Annotated in this window: 6 protein-coding genes and 3 pseudogenes; 2 read left to right on the top strand and 7 right to left on the bottom strand. The window is 68.5% G+C overall.

Features of this window, described 5'->3' with window-relative positions; translation table 11 throughout:
- Window positions 1-115 precede the first annotated feature (115 nt).
- Window positions 116-3,247, top strand: coding sequence for an AfsR/SARP family transcriptional regulator (locus O3X23_RS07635; RefSeq protein WP_269270427.1), 3,132 nt, complete (start codon window positions 116-118; stop codon window positions 3,245-3,247).
- An 89-nt stretch (window positions 3,248-3,336) separates the two neighbouring features.
- Here the strand turns inward: O3X23_RS07635 and O3X23_RS07630 are convergent, their stop codons facing one another.
- The 4 genes from O3X23_RS07630 to O3X23_RS07615 all read right to left on the bottom strand — a co-directional run bounded on the left by O3X23_RS07630 (window position 3,337) and on the right by O3X23_RS07615 (window position 10,480).
- A complete protein-coding gene (locus tag O3X23_RS07630; protein WP_269270426.1) occupies window positions 3,337-4,152 on the bottom strand; it encodes an ABC transporter permease in 816 nt (271 codons plus the stop codon).
- Between the two features lie 49 nt (window positions 4,153-4,201).
- Window positions 4,202-5,179: an ATP-binding cassette domain-containing protein gene (locus O3X23_RS07625; RefSeq protein WP_269270425.1), complete on the bottom strand. Its 978-nt coding sequence runs from the start codon at window positions 5,177-5,179 to the stop codon at window positions 4,202-4,204.
- A 255-nt stretch (window positions 5,180-5,434) separates the two neighbouring features.
- The gene (locus tag O3X23_RS07620; RefSeq protein WP_269270424.1) at window positions 5,435-5,827 is read right to left on the bottom strand and encodes a VOC family protein; all 393 of its coding nucleotides are present in this window, start codon (window positions 5,825-5,827) and stop codon (window positions 5,435-5,437) included.
- A 333-nt stretch (window positions 5,828-6,160) separates the two neighbouring features.
- The gene (locus O3X23_RS07615) at window positions 6,161-10,480 is read right to left on the bottom strand and encodes a LamG-like jellyroll fold domain-containing protein (RefSeq protein WP_269270423.1); all 4,320 of its coding nucleotides are present in this window, start codon (window positions 10,478-10,480) and stop codon (window positions 6,161-6,163) included.
- 753 nt (window positions 10,481-11,233) lie between these two features.
- Between O3X23_RS07615 and O3X23_RS07610 the strand changes: the two genes are divergently transcribed.
- Window positions 11,234-18,529: a polymorphic toxin-type HINT domain-containing protein gene (locus O3X23_RS07610; protein WP_269270422.1), complete on the top strand. Its 7,296-nt coding sequence runs from the start codon at window positions 11,234-11,236 to the stop codon at window positions 18,527-18,529.
- Between the two features lie 455 nt (window positions 18,530-18,984).
- On the opposite strand, the pseudogene O3X23_RS07605 reads toward O3X23_RS07610, so the two are convergent.
- From O3X23_RS07605 to O3X23_RS07595, 3 pseudogenes are all read right to left on the bottom strand, one after another.
- Window positions 18,985-20,262, bottom strand: a pseudogene (locus tag O3X23_RS07605) (tyrosine-type recombinase/integrase).
- Window positions 20,262-20,485 (bottom strand): annotated as a pseudogene (locus tag O3X23_RS07600) (helix-turn-helix domain-containing protein). The pseudogenes O3X23_RS07605 and O3X23_RS07600 overlap by 1 nt, the downstream one beginning before the upstream one ends.
- Window positions 20,425-21,296, bottom strand: a pseudogene (locus O3X23_RS07595) (replication initiator). The pseudogenes O3X23_RS07600 and O3X23_RS07595 overlap by 61 nt, the downstream one beginning before the upstream one ends.
- Window positions 21,297-21,356 lie beyond the last annotated feature (60 nt).

Raw genomic sequence — 21,356 nt, 5'->3', positions numbered from 1 at the left:
TCGCGCAGGTCACAGCCCGGTGGCCCTTTACCGGGGGCGTCGCGTGGGTGATGCTGGCCGGCGTTGAACGATGATCGACACGGCGGGGCCGGTCGGCGCAGAAGGGGAGGCCGCGGTGGTCCGCGTAGTGCTGCTGGGACCGGTTCAGGTGTACGCCGACGAGGTGACGCCGGTCGAGGTGGGCGGTGTCCGGCTGCGGATGCTCCTCGCCAGGCTCGCCCTCGAGGAGGGCAGGACGGTGTCCGTCGACTCGCTCGTCGACGGCCTGTGGGGGGAGGAACCGCCCGCCTTCGCGGCCAACGCGCTGCAGGCGCTGGTGTCCCGGCTGCGCAGGGCGCTGGGCGGGTCGGCGGCGCTGGAGTCCGCGTCGGGCGGCTACCGGCTCTCGGTGCGGCCCGAGGACGTGGACGTCCACCGCTTCGAGGAGCTGGCCGCCCGCGGCAGGCGGGCTCTCGCGGCCGGCCGGGCCGGCGAGGCGGCCGCGCTGCTCGCAACGGCGCTCGGGCTGTGGCGGGGCGGGGCGCTGGCCGATGTCCTCGACGCCCCGTTCGCCGGGCCCGTCGCGACCCGCCTCGACGATCTGCGGACTGCGGCGGCCGAGGACCGGTGCGACGCCGAGCTGCGGCTCGGAAGGCACGGGGAGGTGCTGGCCGACCTCGAAGCGGCGGGCGCCGAGCGGCCGTTGAGCGAGCGGGTCGCCGGGCTGCGGATGCGGGCGCTGTCCGCGGCCGGCCGGCAGTCCGACGCCCTCGCGGTGTACGAGGCGATACGCGCGCGGCTCGGCGACGAACTCGGCGTCGATCCGACGGCCGAACTGCGGGAGATCCACCTGGAGCTGCTGCGCGGCGAGCTGGAGACGCCCGCCGAGCGGGCCGAGGCCGTTCCGAGCCGCCTCCCGGCCCGGCTGACGAGCTTCGTGGGACGGGACACGGAACTGGACGGTCTCGCCGCGCAGTTGGAACGCGGCCGGCTCGTCACCATCGTCGGCCCCGGCGGTGCGGGCAAGACCCGGCTCTCCCTCGAAGCGGCCACCCGGGACCGCGCCCACGCACGCGGCCGGGTCTGGTTCGTGCCGCTCGCCGGGGTGAGCGCCCCGGACCAGCTGGCCGACGCGGTGCTCGGCGCCCTCAGCTCCACCGACGGCCGCCTCTACGACGCGGGCCAGGGGCAGCGGGCCACTCCCGTCGAGCGGATGGCCGGACTCCTCGGCAGCGGCGACGCCCTGCTGCTGCTCGACAACTGCGAGCACCTCGTCGAGGCGGCCGCGGAGCTCACGGCAGAACTCCTGGACCAGCTGCCGGAGTTGCGGATCCTCGCCACCAGCCGCGAGGCCCTCGCCATCACCGGCGAGGCCCTGTGCCACCTCGGCCCCCTCGACATACCGATGGGAGCGCCGGAGCCCGCCGAGGCCGCCCAGTCGCCCGCCGTCCGGCTCTTCGTCGACCGGGCCGCCGGTGTCCGGCCGGACTTCGCACTCGACGACTCGACCCTCGACGCCGTGGTCGAGGTCTGCCGACGGCTCGACGGGATGCCGCTCGCCCTCGAACTGGCCGCGGCGAAGCTCCGCTCGATGAGCGTCGAGCAGATCGCCCGCCGCCTCGACGACCGCTTCCGCCTCCTCGCCTCGGGCAGCCGCACCGCCCTGCCCCGCCAGCGCACCCTGCTCGCGCTCGTCGAGTGGAGCTGGGACCTGCTCGACGAACCCGAGCGGATCCTCGCCCGCAGACTGTCGGTGTTCCCGGGCGGCGCGACCGTCCCCGCGCTCGAAGCGGTCTGCGCCGACCCGTCGCTCCCGGCCGCCGACATCCCGTACGTCCTGGACGCCCTGGTCGAGAAGTCGCTGGTCCACACCGTCGACGAAGGGGCCGGCGAACCGCGCTACCGGATGCTGGAGACGGTACGGGCGTACGCGGAGCGGCAGCTCACGGACGCCGAGTCCGCGCAGGTCACCGCGCGCTATGCCGCGTACTTCCTGGCCCTCGCGGAGGAACACGAACCCCGCCTGCGCACCCGCGAGCAACTGCACGCGATCGAGGTCTTCGACGCCGAGCACGACAACCTCGTCCTCGCGCTGCGCTCGGTCGCCGACGCCCGGGAGGCGGAGCTCGCCGCGCGCTTCGGACGGGCGATGTTCTGGTACTGGGGGATCAGGGGGATGAGCACCCAGCTCGACACCTATCCGGCGGAGACCGCCGGGCCGGGCGGAGCGGTACGGAGCGGTGAACGCCCGCCCGCGGACGGCGAATCGGCGACCGCGCGGGAGTTCCACCCGGCCGTGCTGCTCCTGCGGATGTCCCAGGCGTCCTTCCCGCCCGCGGCGGGGCCGGGCGGGAGCGCGGACCAGGACCCCCTCGACTCGCCCGACCCGTGGGTCCGGGCCGGCGCCCACCTGGCCCGGGACTTCGCCCTCACCGAACAGGGCGACCTGGTCACCGGCGCCGCGTCCCGGATCGAGGCGCTGCGCGGCTTCGAGGAGGTGGGCGACCGCTGGGGGCTGGTGATGAGCCTGTTCCCGATCGGCCGCGACCACTCCCTGCGCGGCGAGTACCCCCAGGCCATCGCCACCTTCGAACGGACGGTGGCCCTCAGCTCCGAACTCGGCACCGAGGACTACCTCTACCTCAGCAAGGCCAGACTCGCCCGGGAGCGCCGCCGCAGCGGCGACCTGGAGGGCGCCTTCCGCGATCTGCGCGCCGCGCACCGGCAGGCCCGCGAGCGCGGGCAGTTGCGGCTGGAGGCCAACATCCTGGTGGGCCTGGCCAATGTGCACCGCAGGGCCGGTGACCTGGCGCAGTCCGACGCGACGCTCGACCGTCTCGAAGCGCTGAGCGCCCGGCGGCCCTCCCTGCGGGGGCTGGCCCGCGACCTGATCGTCAGCACCCGTATCGAGAACCGCCTCGCCGAGGGGGACGCCGAGCGGGCCCGGGCCCTGCTGCCGGAGGCGGCCGGCGCCCTGTTCGGCCAGGGCGCGGGCGCCGCGCTCGCCTGGGTGGCGGAACTGCTGGGCGGGCTGCGGACACTCGAGGGGGCTCCCGAGGACGGCGCCAGGTCCCTGGGCATGAGCCAGGTGATGCGCGGTGCCTTCGACCACGGTGAGCCGGAGTGGCGCGAGCTGGTCGACCGCATCGTGGCGACGCTGGGCGACGCCGGCTTCCGGAAGGCGTACGAGGAGGGGGCCGCGTACTCCCGCGACGACGCGCTGCGCTGGCTGGAGGCGGAGACCCTACGGGCGGTGCCGCGGAGCTGAGGAGCCCCGCGGCGACATGTGGACGACCGGGCGGGGTCCGCGCACCCCCGTGGTGCGGACTCCGCCCGGCCGGGCTTGTCACCGGAGGATCATCCGGCGTTCTTGCGGTAGGCCCGCATGGCCAGCGGGAAGAAGATCACGATCACTCCGGCCATCCAGGCGAGGCTGCCGAGCAGCGAGTCGGCGACCGGGCCGCCGTTGAGCAGGCCGCGGACCGCGTCGGCCACCAGGGAGACGGGGTTGATGTCGGACCACGCCTGGAGCCAGGGGGCCATCTTGTTGTCGGAGACGAAGACGTTGCTGGCGAAGGTGAGCGGCAGGATCAGGATGGTCATCAGGCCCTGCACGGAGGTGGGGTTCTTGATCAGCATCCCGAGGAACACCGAGATCCAGGAGAAGCTCAGCGCGAAGCCGATGAGCAGGGCGAACGCGGCGAGCGAGGCGACCGGGTTGTTCTCGACGCGGTATCCCATGACCAGGGCGAGGACGACCAGCGTGCCCAGGCAGGCGACGTAGCGGACGATGTCGGCGAGGACGGCGCCGATCAGCGGACTGGAGCGGGCGATCGGCATGCTGCGGAACCGGTCGAAGATCCCGGTACTGGCGTCCGCGCTGAGCGAGGCGCCGACACCGATGCTGGCCTGGAAGACGGCCATGACCATGACGCCCGGGGTGACGTGCTGCAGATAGCTGTGGGTGTCACCGCCTGACATCGCGTCCCCGAACAGGTAGATGAACATCAGCAGGCTGATGATCGGCGTGAGGATCACGTCGATCAGCTGCATCGGCGACTTCATGAACTTGGTGACGCCCCGGCCGGCGAGGGCGAGGCTGTACTGGGCGGTCCGCGCGAGGCCGATACGGCCGGCGAGTTCGGCGGGGGCGCTGAGGGGCTGGGTGCTCATGACGGGGTCCTCTCGGGAAGGTGGTGTGCGCGGAACGGGGGAGCCGGGCTCAGACGGCGGCGGGCTGGTCCTCGGTGACGACGGGCTGTTCCTCGGCGGCGGGCGCGTGTCCGGTCAGGGCGAGGAAGACCTCGTCGAGGCTGGGCAGTCGCAGGCCCAGCTCGTCGGCGGTGATGCCGGCGCCGTCCAGACGGCGGGCGACCGCGGCGACGAGCAGCGGGTCGTCGGCCGGGACGGTCAGCACGCCGGAGTCCTGCGCGGGGGAGTGGCCGGACAACTCGGCGAGCAGGTGCGCCACCTGCGGCACATCGGCCGCCATGGCGGGCCGGACCTGGAGGATCTGGCCGCCGACCCGGCGCTTGAGCTCACCGGGCCGGCCCTCGGCGACCTTGCGGCCCTTGTCGAAGACGGTGATGGAGTCGGCCAGCTGGTCGGCCTCTTCGAGGTACTGGGTGGTCAGCAGCACTGTGGAGCCGTCCGCGACCAACTGCCGGATGACCTTCCATACCTCCTGCCGGGCGTGCGGGTCCAGGCCGGTGGTGGGCTCGTCCAGGAAGAGCACCTGCGGCCGTCCGACCAGGGAGGCGGCCAGGTCCAGGCGCCGCCGCATACCGCCGGAGAAGGTGGCGATGGACTTGCGGGCCGCCTCGGTGAGGGAGAAGTCCTCCAGGAGTTCGGCGGCCCGCGCCTTCGCGTCGCGCCGGGACAGCCCGAGCAGCCGGCCGATGAGCACCAGGTTCTCGGTGCCGGACAGGGTCTCGTCCACCGAGGCGAACTGACCGGTCAGCCCGATCAGCTGCCGGACCCTGACCGGGTCCGTGGCGATGTCGTGGCCGCCGATGGTGGCGTGCCCGGCGTCGGGGCGCAGCAGCGTGGCCAGGATGCGCACTGTGGTGGTCTTGCCGGCGCCGTTGGGCCCCAGCACCCCGACGACCTTGCCGGCGGGCACCTCCAGGTCGACGCCGTCCAGGGCGGTGAAGTCGCCGTACTTCTTGACCAGACCCTCGGCCCGGATCGCGTACCCCATGCTCAACAGCTCCTCGTCAGGTCCTCGTCGTTCTCGATGACCATGACGATGCCGAGCCGCGCTGACAGTCCGCGGACAGCCCACTGACGACGGCCGCGCACGGCTGTCAGGCGGTGTCAGGAACGTCGAAGCGCGGGCCCGGCGACAACAGGCCCGGCAAGCACTCCCTCGGGAGTGCTTGCCGGGCCTGAGGACCTGCCGCTCGCTCGGATGCCGCGGAAGGATGCGGGCCGCGACGTCAGCGCGGCCGGTGGTCTATCGCGGCTGTGTCGCGATCTGGATCAGGTTGCCGCACGTGTCGTCGAAGACGGCGGTGGTGACCGGTCCCATCTCCAGGGGCTCCTGGGTGAAGCGGACGCCGAGGCCGCGCAGCCGCCGGTACTCCGCCCGCACGTCGTCGACGGTGAACTGGGCGAGCGGGATGCCGTCCTTGACGAGCGCGTCCCGATAGGGCCTGACGGCCGGATGCCCGGCGGGTTCGAGGAGGAGTTCGGTGCCGCCGGGCTCATCGGCCGATACGACGGTCAGCCACCGGGTCTCCTCACCCATCGGGACGTCGTGCTTCTTCACGAAGCCGAGGATCTCCGTGTAGAAGCGCTCGGCTTCGGCCTGGTCGTCGACGAAAATGCTGGTGAGAAGGATCCTCATGGGGTCTGTCTCGCTTCCTCTCCTGAAGTGTCGCGACTCGGCCGGCGCCCGGTGAATCCGTACGGGTGCGGCTGAGAAGGGATGCGGCACGCGTCGGTCAGATGTCGCGGAAGAGACTCGGCTGGTCTTTGACCTGCTGGGATGGGTGGCTGTGAGGTGCTGACCTGCGCGGATGATCTTTCGGCTGTTTCACGGTCCTGCCCGTTGATGCGGCTGGAAGTCCCAGAAAAGTCCCACAGGTGCTAGCGACTCCTACAGCTCTTGGGCACCCACCCCAAACGTTCAGGGGGCGGCCGGTGCTCCGGCCGCCCCTGGGTGGGTGTTGGTGGTGTGTTAGCTGAGTTGGGTGGGGGTGGGTTGGTCGTGGTTGAGGGCGGCGACTGCGGCGGGGGTGAGGGCGGTGTTGAAGGTTTGGACGTTGCTGATGTTGCCGGGGAAGTAGTTGCTGGTGCCAGCGCTGCCGATGTGGAGGGGGCCGGTGGCGTTCCAGGCGGTGGTGTTGGTTCCGGTTCCGGCGAGGTTTCCGTTGATGTAGAGGTTCATGGTGTGGGTGGTGGCGTTGTAGACGCCGACGAGGTGGGTCCAGGTGTTGAGGGCCGGTGGGGTGGAGGCGACGGCGCCGGGATAGGTGCCGGGGCTGGTGCTGTCGCTGGCGGGTGAGATGAACGCCCAGGCGTTGTATCCCTTGGAGTACTGCAGGTAGAAGGAGTCGACGCCGGTGCCGGCGCTGCTCGCTTGGCCGACGGCGGTGTTGTAGGTGGTGGTGTTGGTCATGTTGACCCAGGCCGAGACGGTGTAGCCGGCGGAGGTGTCCAGGACCGGGACTGCGGTTGCGGCGTCGCCGGTGGTGCCGTTGAGGTGCAGCACGGTGCCGCGGTTGGGGTCGGTGGTGAAGGTGGCTCCGCTGTTGACGGTGAGGTTGTTGGCGGGGCGCACGGTGTTGTTGGTGTTGGTGAGTTTCCACCAGTCGGTGGGCTGGTGGAGGTAGCCCAGCGGCACCGGTGTGGCGAACTGCGCGATACCTGACGTCGCGGCCGTGCCGGGGTGTTCGAGGATCTGGCCGTTGCTGGTGGTGGCGTACAGGTCCGGGTTGCCGTCCGGGCCGCCGGAAGCGCCCGTGGCGATGTTGTTGGTGTCGCCGGGCGAGGCGATGGTGGGATAGGTGCTGTTGTCCAGGCCGATGGGCAGGATCGGGGCTTGGGCAAGGAGGGTGCCGGTGGCGCTGCCGGTCCAGTTCTGGTCGGCTCGGCCGGTGAGGCAGGCGTAGAGGATGAGTTGCGTGCCGGCGGTGGTGCTGCTGGCGGGGTCGGCGAGGCAGAGGTTGGACTGCGGGTTGATCAGGGATCCGGTGGGTCCGGGCTTCCACTTCTGGGCGGCGGTGCCGTTGCAGGTGTAGAGCTGGATCGGGGTTCCCGAGGCGGTTCCGCCGTTGGTGATGTCCAGGCACTTACCGAGGACCCGCACGGTGTTGTCGGTGCCGAGGGTCATCTGCTGGGCATCGGAGCCGTTGCACGGGTAGATCTGGATCTTGGTGTTGTTCGCGGTCGATGCCTTGGCGACATCGGCGCACACCGTGCCACCACCCGTGACCGCGATGGCGGAGACCAGGGCGCGGTGGGCTGGTGCGGTGAGCACGGTGGTGGGCAGGCCGTTGCCGTCGAAGGTGAGGGGGTAGGTGTGGAGGGTGCCGGTGATGTTGTCGCGGGCCCACAGGGTGGGGGCGCCGTCGACGGTGCCGGGGGCGATCAGTGTTGTGTTGGACCAGTCACCGCTGCCCAGGAGGAGGGCCTGCTTGAGGTGGGATCCGGGTTTGGAGGTGCCGGGGTAGTACCAGAGCTTGCCGCCCTCCATGGTGATCAGATCGGCGAGTCCGGAGCCGTTGTCGAAGCTTCCGGGGGCGAGGATCTGGCTGACCGTTCCCCAGGTGGTGTCGTAGCCCGTGCAGGTGGATCCCGGGTTGCAGGTGGGCTTTTCGGTGAGCGGGATGCGGCCGTTGGTGTTGCTGAAGTGCCCTGCCGCCCCGGTGGTGCTGGTCTCTGCGTCGTTGCGGTAGATGTACATCTGGTGGGTGACGGTGCTGTAGGCGAACAGGTCGTCCACCCCGGACTGGGCGGTACTGCCGCGGTGGGTGATCAGGAACTTGTCCCAACCGGTGGAAGCCTCGGCCTCGGGGCTGGTTGCGGCGGTGGAGGAGATCACCGGGGCGGCGGCGGCGTCGGTGTTGCCGGGCAGCAGCAGCAGGTCACCTCCCTTGGAGGGGGCGATCAGGTCGGGAATGCCGTCCCCGGTGAGGTCACCAGCGGTGACCTTGGTGGCGGGATTCCACGGTGCGTAGAAGCTGTAGGTAGAGGGGTCGGCGTTGCCGGCTCCGTCGACGGCCTGGACGTACAGCGTGTGCGTCCCCCATTGCTGCGCGGTGACGCTGATCGGGATGTCGGCTTGGGCGAAGCCGGTGGCATCCGGGGAGACGCCCTTTATGTGCCCGGCGTCCGCACCGGTGGGCCCGATGGGCGTGTCCAGGGACCATTCGAACTTGCGGATGTCACTGCGGACGCAGGCTACGGGTGCGCAGGGTCCGGCGGGCATGGGGTCGGTGCTGGTGACGTGGATGGTGAGGTCGGGGTCGCCGGCGTGCTTGGTTGGTGCGGTGCCGCTGCCCAGGGGCGGGAAGTCTGCTGAGTCGGTGAAGGCGGCCTGGGTGGGCGGGGTGAGGTCGGTTTTGAAGTGGCAGCTAGTGGTCCAGGGGCCGTACAGGGTGCCGTCCCAGGCGCGGACACCCCACCCGTACTGATGTCCGTCCTGGGCGGCGAAACCGAGGTTGTGGTGGACCTTGGTGCCGGAGGCATAGCCTGCGGTAAGTGGAGGGTTGATGACGGTGGCGTTGCCGTTGGCCTGGGGGAGCATGTTGTCCCACATGGCGTACTGGGCCTGCAGGTTCACTCCGGACATGGGGGTGGTGAGGGTGGCGCTGAGGGTGATGTCGTTGTTGGTGCCGGCCAGGGTCGTCTTGCCGATCCAGCCGTCAGGGCCGCCACCGCACGCGGCCCCCGCGGGGTTCTGGCTGTCGGGGTCGGTGCTGGGTCCGCTGGGCGCGGCTGGGGGGATGTCGAAGACGGTGACGATGTACGGGTTGCTGTTGAAGCGCATGAACCCGTAGTTCGTGTCGTACTTGGACTCGTTTCCGCGCAGCGAGAACGCCCAGGTGTCCTTGTCGATGGCGGCGTTGCCTCGGATGCCTGCGGTGACGTCGAAGTTGACGTATCGGGTTCCGCAGCCGGCGTTGACGCTGGCGCTGGCGACATTCTGCGTGCCGAGGGCACCGCCGACACTGGGCTGGTTGTTCCAGGTCAACTTACCTACGAACTGGGAGGTGTTGATGTCTGCTGTCGGGTACAGGGTGACGGGCCAGGTGTTGGAGCATCCGCCGTCCGCGCCGTCGACCTCGGCCAGGACCAGGGTGGACTTGGAGATGACCATGTTCGAGTGCAGGTTGCTGGTGTTCAGCTCGAAGAACGAGCGCTCCAGTCCGAAACAGGTCGAAGAGAAGTGCTGGTAGCCGATGCCTTCGCCGCCGTACTTCTGCGGGGTGTCCCACTGCGGCGCGTTCGGGCAGCCTTCCTGGGCTTCGGCGTAGTGGTTGGTGCCACTGGAGACCGGGCTGACGGTCGGGTCGATGAACACCGGGTACTTGGTGGTCGCCCCGGTGAGCAGTCCGGCGTCGGGGGTGAGCGTGACAGCGCCCGCGGTCGCGGTCAGTGCGACCGGCTGTACCTGGGCTCCGGCACCCGGGCCGTCCGTGGAGGAGGCGGCCGGCGTCGTGTCGGCGGCGGCGGCAGTCGTGCGGGCGGCGGCGGATTTGGTGCCGGCTGGTGCTGCGGTGGCGGTGGAGGAGTCCCACATGATCGGTGCGGGGCTGGTGTAGGCCGCGGTGCCGTCGGCGGTGGTGGCGGACAGGCGGCCTTGGGCGTCAGCAGCCAGTGTCAACCCCTGGGTGCTGGTGGCCAGACGCAAGGTTTTCAGCGCGGGGTTTGCGGCGGCTGTCGCGTTGCGGACGATCAGTACTTCGCTGAAGGCGCCCTGGTCGCTGACGGATGCTTCCAGGTCTACGCCGGGCAGCACGTTCGCGTACAGGGCGGTGTCGCCGCTGACGGTGGGTGTGGGCAGGGTGGTGGGGAAGGTCAGGGCCAGGCGGTGTCCGCCGGCGTCGGTGAGGGTGGCCAGCGGGCCGCTTCCTCCACCGGACAGGGCGACCCCGGCCGGGGTGGCGGCGGGGGAGTAGGTGCCGTCGCCGTTACGGCCCAAGGTGGCGTCGACCGCGGCCCAGGTGTTGTTCTTCTTCACCCGGACGGCCTGCAGGTTGTTGGTGGTCGCCAACGTGCCGTCGGGGTTGGCGACGGTCTGCTCGGTCGGGGTCGTCAGCGACTCGACCACGACGGGCTTGCCGGTCGCCTTGGCCTGCAGCAATGCCGCCTGCATGGGTCCGCCGGGTGTCAGTGGCGGGGCGGTGGCCGTATCGGCCGGGACGGACGGCGGTACGTCGTCCGCCAGGGCCGGACCGGCCAGGGACAGGACGAGGCCGCTGACTGCGGTCAGTGTTGCCAGTCGGATCGGATTGCGGCGCCTGAATCGGCGCGCGCTGATGGAACCCCCCACGATTACCCCTTTCTAGGGTAAAGATTTACCCATCCACGGAGATGCCGTGCCGGGCGGTGCGGCTGAGCAGCCGCATTGGTGGTGTTGCTTCCGAGCCCCCGCATCCTCCTCTGTCCCAGTGACAGTGCCCCTGCGTGGGGCTGATGTGACTGGTGTGACTTATGGGGATGCCGAGAAAGGCTATTGCGGTTCGCACAGGTGTGGCAATACGGTTCCGGGGATCGTGGCGGCGCACCTGCCTCACGAGTGGGCAGCCCTACACGGGCTGCCGGGGTGGGCTGGGGGGTCTGCGAAGTGCGTTCCAACGTGCGTTTGTTCACCGATGTCCGAACACGGGCTCGGCTACGTCGCGGGATCGTTGCCACGGCCACGGTTGCGGCGATGTCGATGATCGTTCCGTTGGCTCAGGCGGACGTGGTCGGTGGCTATCACTACACCGGCCAGGTCTGGGCCGACGGCCAATTGCAGGCCCAGCCAATTGTCGATGGCCAGCCTGTCACCAGCTCGCGCGGTACGGCCTCGCCTCCGGCACCCAAAGGCGCCCGGGTGCTGCAGGCTCACAAGCCGCTCGCCGCGGTCTGGCCTGCGGCCAGTACCAGCACCGTGAACCTTGCATCCCCTACGCCCGGCGGCACGGCGGCCAAGGGTGCATCGCCCAAGGGAACCACTGATCCGAGCGTCGTTGCGAAGGCGTTCCCGGTGCGAGCGGGTTCCTCGCCGGTATGGATTGCCCCCGCGACGGCTGCAGCGCCCTTGTCCCGTACAGCCGCCAAGGTAAGCGCCCCCACTTCCGTGCAGGCGCGGGTCGCCGACCATAAGCAGGCGCTGTCCGCGAACGTGGACGGACTCCTTGTCGGTCTTCGGCGGGCGGACGCGCGCGCGGAGGCCGGGCGGGTGACGGTGTCCCTCGACTATGCCGCGATCGCCCAGGCATACGGTGGCGGTTGGGGCTCACGCCTGCACCTGGTCACCATGCCCGGCTGCGTCCTGACCACCCCGCAGGTTGCCGCTTGTCTCGTGCAAGAACCCCTGGAGACCGTCAACGACGCGGCCGGCCAGACGCTCACCGCAGCTGTTGACCTGCCTGCGACCAGCACGGTGACACTGCGCTCGACAGCCGTTTTGGCTGCTCCTGCTGCGAGCCAGTCCACGGTGGCCGTTGCGGCCGTCTCGGGTTCCGGCGGCTCGCAGGGAGATTACACCTCGACCTCGTTGTCGTCGTCCGGTGCATGGGCCCAGACGTCAAGTGGGGGGTTCACTTACGGCTATCCGCTTGTAGTGCCGGCCTCGTTGAGCGGCAGCGCTCCGTCGGTGGCGCTGTCCTACAACTCGCAGGCTATCGACGGTGAGACCTCCGCCCGTAACTCCCAGTCGTCCTGGATCGGTGACGGGTGGTCGTACGAGCCAGGTTTCATCGAGCGGTCCTTCAAGGCGTGCAGCAGTAGCGGGATCAAGGACTCGGGAGACAAGTGCTGGGGTGGTTACAACGCCACGATGTCCCTCGGGTCACGCAGCGGCGAGCTGGTGCGTGACAGCAGCGGCGTCCTCCACCTGCAGTCCGATGACGGTACGAAGATCGAAAGATTGACGGGCGCGGCGAACGGCCTGTGGAGCGGGGAGTTCTACCGGGTTACCACGCCGGACGGCACGGCCTACTACTTCGGTGAGAACCACGCACCCGGTACGACGGCGGATGCGTCGACGGGCAGCGCTTGGGGCGTTCCGGTTTACCACCCCAAGTCCGGTGATCCCTGCTACAGCGCGGCCAAGGGTGCAGCGTCGCAGTGCGACAAGCCGGTCGGCTACCGCTTCAACCTCGACTTCGTCGTGGACCCGCACGGCAATGTGCAGCGCTACGACTACGCCACCGAGTCCAACTACTACAACATGGGCTTCGGCCAGGTGGCGGCGTCCGGTGACGGCGGCACCCTGACCTCCTACACGCGCGGTGGTTTCCTCAAGCGGATCTCCTACGGTTACAAGCTGGCCGACGCGGTGGCCGGGCGGGATCCCGCCGCCCGGGTCAACTTCGACACCTCACAGCGCTGCACGACCTCCGACACGGTCTGCACTCTCGACAACCTGTCGAAGACCACGTCCTCCAACTGGCCTGACTCCCCGTATGACCTGAACTGCCCCTCAAGCTACAAGACCTCCGGTGAAGGCGATGACGTCTGCCACGTCGGATCGCCGACCTTCTGGTCCACCTACCGCCTGAAGACGATCACTACCCAGGTGAAGGTGGGTACCGGCTTCCAGGACGTCGACTCCTACGCCCTCACCCACGTCTTCTCCGACGCGGGCGGGGTCATCGACCCGGTCACCGGTGCGGAGGGGGACACATCCGACGGCGCGGTGCAAGCAGTCATGTGGCTGTCGTCGATCCAGCACACCGGCCGCGACACCACCGCCGGCGGCGCCGACCAGATCACCCTGGACCCGGTGACGTTCACAGGTATCGAGACCGACAACCGGGTCGACGGGCTGACCCCGGCCGCGCCTCCGCTGTATCACCCGCGCATCTCCAGCATCCGGACCGAGACCGGTGAGTCCATCGCCGTCACGTACAGATCCGCAGAGTGCTCCCGCGTCAACCACAGCATGCCATCCTCGCCCGACAGCAACACCAAAGCCTGCTTCCCCGTGTACTGGTACCCGCCAGGTGCGGCCGAACCGATCTCCGATTGGTTCACCAAGACCGTGGTGTCCCAGGTCACCGACAGCGACCTGACCAAAGCCGGCTCCAAGGCGAAGGTCGTCAACTACGCCTATGCCGGTGCGGCGTGGCACCGTGACGACTCCGACCTGACGGACGACCAGTACCGCACCTGGAACGACTTCCGCGGCTACCGGACCGTCACCACCACGGGCGGTGCCAGCCCGGACCCGATCACCAAGTCCGTGGCCACATATCTGCAGGGTATGGACGGTGACTACAAGGCAGACGGGACCACCCGCAGCGTCACCGTGAACGGTGCCACCGACAGCAACTGGCTGGCCGGAGCACCGTCTGCGACGGAGAACGTCGACACCACCGCTGCCGGCGCACCGGTCACCGCTCGATCCATCATCGATCCTCCGGTGGTGGTCGAGACCGCCAACCGATCGCGCACCGCCTGGACCTCAAAAGAGCCTGCCCCGAACACCTTGTCGGATCTACCTGCTCTCACCACTCACCGCTTGAAGTCCGCCAGCAATCGCGGGCAGTCGCTTCTGGCGAGCGGCACGTGGCGCACCGTACAAGCGATCACCACCTATGACGATCTCGGCCGAGTGAAGCAGATCAACGACAAGGGGGACCTCTCCGACCCACGGCAGGAGACGTGCACCACCATCAGCTATGCCCCCGCGCCGGCCACCAACTTGATGATGCTCGTCTACCCGAGCGAGACCATCGCGGTGGCCGGCCCCTGCGGGACGGCCCCGGGAACCACCAAAACGCTGTCGGACCAGCGGGTCTTCTACGACGGTGACGGCAGTGTCACCAACCCTGGAACGTATGGCGTACTCGGCCAGTCCTGGCCGTCCGACGGAGCGACGCCGCAGGTCCACTCGCTCGGCTACATGACCGCCATGCAGTCGATCAAGTCCTATGACGGATCCGGCAACCCGATCTTCCAGACCACCGGTGCCCTCAGCTACGACAGCTATGGACGGATCGTCAAATCACTCGACGGCGCCGGATCGGCCACGACGACCACGTTCACGCCGCCGACAGCTGTCCTGCCCACAGCGACCACTACCACCAACCCGTTGGGTTGGGTCTCCACGGTCACTGCGGTTCCGACCCGCGGACTGGTCACCCACGCCGTGGACGCCAACGGCCGCGTTACCGACAGCACATTTGACGCCCTGGGTCGGCGTACCGCCGTCTGGCTACCGGGTCGTGACAAGACCGCCAATTCCGACAGTCCTGACAAGACGTTCCTGTACGCCATTCACGGTGCGGGTACCAGCCCGGACCCGTCCGCGGTCACGACGCGGACGTTGCGTGAGAACGGCAGTTACAGCACTGCGGTGACGTTGTACGACGGGATGCTGCAGGTGCGCCAGCAGCAGTCCACGACTGCGGATGACTCGGCCGGTCGGTTGATCAAGTCCAGCTCGTATGACAGCCATGGCTGGCCGGTTTCCACCATCGCGACCTATTCGGACCCCAACACCGCGCCGTCGACCACGATGTTCGCGGAGTTCGAGAACACCGTCCCCTCGCAGACCAAAACGGTTTACGACGGGCTGGGTCGCCCGACGGCCAAGCAATTGTGGTCGCGCGCCTCGCTGCAGTGGCAGTCCACCACCAGCTACCCCGGCGCGGACGAGACCGACACCATCCCGCCCAAGGGCGGGCAGGCCACCGCGACGTTCATCGACGCCAAGGGCCAGACCACCGCGAGCCGGGTCAAGGACACCACCCCGGACAGGACCCTGCCCGCGGGCACGGTCATCGCCTCGGGTAGCACGGTGGCGTCCAACAGTGTGCGGCTGACGATGCAGGCCGACGGGAACCTGGTCCTGACCGGCATCACCAGCGGCGCGGTGCTGTGGGCGTCGGGCACCTCCGGTAAACCCGGCGCCAGCGCCACCGTGCGCACCGACGGCAGCCTGGTGGTCACCAGCACCACCGGCACGGTGTTGTGGACCTCCACCGGCGGCACCGCGGGCACCACTGGCGGCTACGCGATGGTCCGCGACGACGCCAGCGTGCAGATGTACAACGCCGCGGGCAACAGCCGGTGGAGCACCGGCACTGCCGGCAAGGCAGCTGCGGCCGACATCACGACCCGCTACACCTACACCCCGGCCGGGCAGACCGCCTCGATCGCCGACACTATCGGCAATACCTGGACCTACCAGTACAACCTGCAGGGCCAGAAGATCTCGCAGACCGACCCCGACTCCGGCACTAGTACCTCTGGCTACGACGCTCTCGGCCGGCTGACCCAGACCACCGACGCCCGCCAGCAGACCCTCTCCTACACCTACGACATCCTCGGCCGCAAAACCGGCGAGTACGCGGGCACCAGTACCACCGATGCGACCAAGCAATTGGCGGGCTGGAGCTACGACACCCTGGCCAAGGGCCTGCCCGTCTCGTCCACCCGCTACGTCGGCGGCTCCACCACCAGCGGTAGCGCGTACGTCAAGAGCATCACCGGCTACACCACCGCGTACCAGCCCACCGGCACCACCGTCGTCATTCCCCCGGCCGAGGGGAAACTCGCCAACACCTACACGATGGCCGCTAAGTACACCCCGCGGGTCGGGCTTCTGGCGTCCACCGACTATGGCCCGGACGGTGGTCTGCCGACGGAGTCGGTCGGCTACGGCTACGACCTGCAAGGGCTGCTGCTGGAAACCGGGTCGGACGACAACCCCTACCTCGACACCGCCTTGTACAGCCCCCTCGGGCAGATCCAGCAGTCCACCTACGGCGTGTACGGCAAGCAACTGCGCACCGCGCAGACCTACGACGACGCCACCGGCCGCCTGGCCACCAACACGGTGAGTTTGCAGCCCAACGAGTTCGGGCCGATCGACGCCACCACCTACGGCTACGACCAGGCCGGCAACCTTAAAGCGGTCTCCGACACCCAGTCCAACGGCACCGCCATCACCGGAACCGACACACAATGCTTCTCCTACGACGGGATCAACCGCCTCTCCGAAGCCTGGACCGACACCAAGGGCACCAGCACCCCCACCACCGGACAGCTGTCCCACTGCACCACCAGTACCCCCACCCCTGGCACCATCGGCGGTCCGGCCTCGTACTGGCAGTCGTTCACATACAACCTGCTCGGCGACCGTACTCAGCAGGTCAAGCACGACATCACCGGCAACGCGCTGAAGAACACCACGCAGAGCAGCAGCTACCCCGGAAACGGCACTACCGCCGCGACGCAGCCCAACACCGCGATCAGCGTGACGACCACTGACGCGACCGGCACCACCACGCTGACCCCGCGCTACGACGCCGCCGGCAACACCAAGAGCCGCGACACCAAGGTCGGCACCGCCGCCGCCACGACGCAGACCTTCACCTACGACGCCGAGGGACGCACCCAAAGCGTCACCCCCAAGGCCGGCTCCGGCACCGTCGCTTCCAGCTACCTGTACGACGCCGACGGCGGCCTGCTGGTACAAAAAGGTCCGGGCAGCAACATCCTTTACCTGTTCGGCGGCGCCGAACAGCTCACCTTGGACACCGCCAAACAGACCGTCTCCGGGCTGCGGTACTACTCCCACCCCGACGGCACCACCATCACCCGCTCCTCCACCGGCACCCTCACCTACCAGCCGGCCAACCCCCAACACACCGCACAACTCCAGGTCAACCGCACCACCTTGGCCGTCACCCGCCGCGCCTACGACCCCTACGGAGCCCCCCGCGGAACCGCCCCCACCGGCTGGGCGGACAACCACGGGTACCTCGGCCAACCCGCCGACACCACCACCGGACTCAACCTCCTGGGCGCCCGCAACTACGACCCCGTCCTGGGCCGCTTCCTCACGGTCGACCCCATCTTCGAAGCCGGCGACCCCAACCAGATGGGCGGCTACACCTACGCCGGCAACGACCCCGTCAACGGCAGCGACCCCACCGGCCTCATGTGGCTCCGGGACGGCGGCGGTGGCGGTGGCGGTGGATCCGGTTCCAGCGGCGGCGATCCCGGCGGCAACGTCACCTTGGAGAGCGTGGGTAGAGGTGCCATCGGGGCGCTGGATTCCTTCGTCGGCCCCTTGTACAGCGCGGCAGCCAACGGGGTCGGGTACTTCAACAACGCCTTCGCCACGGTGGCCAGCCCGATGGCACCGCCGCCTCCCTACGTCGCGAAGGACTACAGCCACCCATTCGGGAGCCTCCTCGGCATCGACAAGAGTCTCGGCTACAAGACCGGCAATGTCTCCGGAACGATAGTGTCGTTGGCCATCGATGGCTTGGGGCTCGCCAAGGTACTCAAATTCGGGTACAAGGCATTCAAGGCTGCGAGGGTGGCCAAGGAAGCCAAAACTGCTGAGAAAACTGCCGAGGACCTCGTCAGCAGTAAGACTCCGTCGGATACCACTCCCAGTGCGGATCCTGCTCCCAAGGCACCAAAAAATGCCGACGAATCGAGCGCACCAGGAACCGGGACACAGGACAAGCCCGCCGCCACCGAAGCCACGCGCTGTAGTTTCTCCCCTGACACCCCGGTCCTGATGGATCAAGGCCAGACCAAACCCATCGGTGACATCACGGTCGGGGACAAGGTCGAAGCCGCCGACCCCGACACCGGCAAGCACGCCGGCCCTCACACCGTCACCGCCACCATCATCAACTACGACACCGACCTCCTCGATGTCACCGTCCGGGGCGAGGACGGCAAGCCGGCCACTCTCCACACCACCTCCAAACACCCCTTCTGGGATGACACCACCCACACTTGGGTCCCCGCCGGGAAACTCCAGCCCGGCCACGCCCTGAACACCGACGAGGACCAGCACGTTACGGTCCTGACCCTCCACATCACCCCCGGTGCCGCCAACCGCTACAACCTCACCGTCGCCGAACTCCACACGTACTATGTACTCGCTGGCCAGACGCCGGTCCTGGTGCATAACACCTGCCAGGATAGCGTCGTATTGGGAGTTGGAGATCATTCAAATGCTCTGGCATCCTCACGGCGGGCGGCTGGAGATTCAAGCGCCCACACATTCAATGACGGAAACTATGGCGATGTTTCAGAGAATGGCCTTCCTGGGTGGATGAACGGGGTTCAAGAAGCGGTGCGTAACTCAAACACTCGGCTAACGGTGTCGCTTGACGGACTCCCCGGGGCGACTCCTGCCGAAGCGTTCGCTAACGCCTATACTCGAGGAGTTCAGGGCGGGATGAAGATGGCGACGGAGTCGAGTTACGGAACATCCTGGGAGATGAGTGTCATCGGCAGAAATGTAGTGTTGGGCAATCGAAGCTGGGACTCGATCAACTGGTACTGGAATGGTATGCCAGCGACGATGCACGTGCCTGACTTTGCTGCTATACGAGCGGCGGCGGGGATCAAATGAAACTACTGTATGAATCCGGCAGGAAGTTCGAAGTGTGGAGCTTCAGTGCGTCGCATCGACAGCTGATCCTGCGCAGCAATCCCGACCGAATTGCTCGAACGGTGACGCGGGTCGAGATCTATTTCGGACATGTTGAATTCATGTCTACGAGGTCAGTTTATCGCGGTGTTAAAATCGCAGAAGCCGACCCGGGGGAGGCTTCGAGCGTATCCGGGAATCTCCCGCCTGGATTGAAACCCGGCGGGACCTATCTACTCGAAGGGGATATGCGGAGTTTCGTCATTTCAGCAAAGCCGGCGTGGCGTGAAGCAGAGTGCGATTTCGATTCACCATCGCTCTTCGAATTCCGCGCTTAGTCGGCTTCCTTGGGCTGGCCATTCGCTCCCTGGAGCCCCACCGGACATAATGTCCGGTGGGGCTCCAGGGGCTTCTGACGGCAGTACCTGTCGGCAACGTCAGCGGACGGGCGCTGCGCAAAGGGGTTGTTCGTCGCCGTCGCCGGGTCGTGTGGTGGGCTCGGCGGGGTCGCGGAGGGCGTTGCCGAGGAAATCAATGGCGTCGCGCTGGAGGCGAAGTCGTACGTGGGCGTACACGGTGGCGGTAACGCCGATGTGGGCATGCCCCAACAGCTCCTTGATCACGACGAGTTCGACACCTTGCTCCAGGAGGAGGGTCGCCGCCGAGTGGGGGAGGTCATGAAACCGGATGCGGCCGTTTCTGGCGTGGTGGAGCAGAGCGTTGAAGTGCCGGGTGAGGGTGGCGCCTTCGATCGGGGCGCCCTTGCGCCGCGTGAACACGTAGCCGCTGTCCTGCCAGTGCTTGCTCGCCGCTTCGCGTTCCTGGAGTTGTCGGCTGCGGTGTTGTTCGAGTGAGTGCAGGCACGGCGTCGGCAGAGCGATGCGCCCTTCGGAGCTCTGGGTCTTGGTGGGGAGGGCCGTCAAGCCGCTGGAGTTGGTGCGCTGGAGGGTGCGTCGGATGCTGGCCGTTCCGCCGACGAGGTCGAGGTCTTCCCAGCGCAGGCCGAGGAGTTCGCCCTTCCGGAGCCCCGTGTGCAGGGCGAGTTCGAACAGCGCCTGCAACCGGTGGCCGCTGGAGGCGGTCATGAACTCGCGCGCTTCCTTGGCGGTGAGGGGTTCGCGGCGGCGAGGTCGGGGTGTGCCGGTGCGGACGTTGCGGGCGACGTTGCGTGGGATTTCCTCTTCGCGTACCGCGTGCTCCAGAGCCGACTTGAGCACGGAGTGCACGTAGGCCAAGGTCAGCGGCGAGAGCCGCTTGGAGCAGCACTTCCCGACCGCGCAGCACAGGGGCTGATCTCGAGCGATGTCGAGGCCGCGCGCGCAGCACTGGCAGGTGGTGCGGAGCTGGTTGAGTCAGGTACAGACATCCTTGGCCGTGAGCTTTGCGAGCTTCTTCTTCCCCGGTCCGGGGATGAGATAGAGCCGGGCGACGGCGGTGTAGCGGGTGTGGGTGTTCTCGCGGAGCTGGTGGACGGCGACGTTCTGAAGCCAATACGTCAGATACGCGGCCAGGCCGCCCTGCGCGGAGGGGGCGGGGAGGCCGCGGTTGCTGGCGGCGATCTTTTCGGTGAGCTTGGCGAGGGCTTCCTTGCGGGTGTTGCCGGGGGCCAGGACGTATCCGGCGGCTTCCCAGCGGCTGTCCTTGTGCTGGTAGATGGTGCCGTCTCCGTTGGCGCGGACGCGGCGGGAGGCGGGGGTGTCGCGGGGTGTGGTCATCAGGCGGCTTCCTGTTCGAGGCGGGTGTGGGCGAAGTCGGCGAGGGCGTGGGTGGGGATGCGGCGGGCGCGGCCGAGGGTGATCGAGGCGAGTTGGCGGGTGCGGAGCAGGTCGTAGACGCGGAGCGGCCGAGCTGGAGGCGGGCCATGGCCTGGGGCACCGTCAGCAGATCCAGAACCGGGGCCGTCTCCGTGCGGAGGACGGTCGGCGGGAGCGAGGCCATCGACTGCCTCCTTCGGCCGCGAACTGCCGTTCCCGGGCCCTGCGGTGCCAGACGTGGGCGGCGAGGAGGCTCGCACCGGGGCTGTAGCCCGAGCCGAGGTAGTCCCAGTGGCCGACGACGAGAGTCGTGTCCGCATCGCGTTCAGGGAGGCCGGCGTGGGTGCGGGCCTGTTCGGTGCGCCAGGCGCGACGCGCGTCGCGCAGCGCGCCGAGCGTGACGGAGTAGCGGCGGGACTTGGTGGAGAAGTGGCCCCGGAAGCCGGGCATGTGCGCCCACTTCCAGAGCTCAAGGTCGGAGAACTCGGGCAGCTTGCCCAGCTCCCAGCAGGTGCGGATCATCTGCCTGACGTGGCGGGCGACGGCGAGGCGGGGGCAGTGGCCGGGCCTGTCCGGTGCCTTTGCAGGCAGTGCACGTAAGCGGGTCCCATGGGGCAGGAGGGTGGCTCCGCGTCCCTGGCCGGGGCGGCAGTACAGGGCGCGGTCGAGGGTGCCGGAGGCGTCGGCGGACTTCGTGGCGTACTTGGCCACGTAGGCGGCCACGGCTTGGTCGGTGAGTTCGCTGTCGGTGCCGAAGGCGGCGATCTCGGTGACGTCGAGTTGCTGGCCCCAGGAGAGTTCGCGTTCCCCGATCGCGTCCAGGTGACCGTGATGCGGGTGCGTGGTGCGGCGGAGCGGATGGCGGCGGTGAGTACGGCGGCGGTGGCGTAGGACGGTGGGGGCTGGGTGTTGCCGTCCTGGCCGTCGAGGCGGATCACAGCGTGGAAGTGGACCAGGCCATGCTTCTGGTACTCGGCAACCTTCGCGAAGGACACCCGGAACGACGCGCAGCGCGTCTGTGGGTGAGCGGCGGGTGCCGCAGCGGCAGGGCCGGG

It is taken from the genome of Streptomyces sp. H39-S7, assembly GCF_027158205.1.
Classification (GTDB): Bacteria; Actinomycetota; Actinomycetes; order Streptomycetales; family Streptomycetaceae; genus Actinacidiphila.
This window is presented reverse-complemented; position numbering and strand designations above follow the sequence as displayed.

Coding starts and splice junctions, on each gene's coding strand:
- O3X23_RS07630 (WP_269270426.1), bottom strand. CDS start 4,152: ATGAGCACCCAGCCCCTCAGCGCCCCCGCCGAACTCGCCGGCCGTATC.
- O3X23_RS07625 (WP_269270425.1), bottom strand. CDS start 5,179: ATGGGGTACGCGATCCGGGCCGAGGGTCTGGTCAAGAAGTACGGCGAC.
- O3X23_RS07620 (WP_269270424.1), bottom strand. CDS start 5,827: ATGAGGATCCTTCTCACCAGCATTTTCGTCGACGACCAGGCCGAAGCC.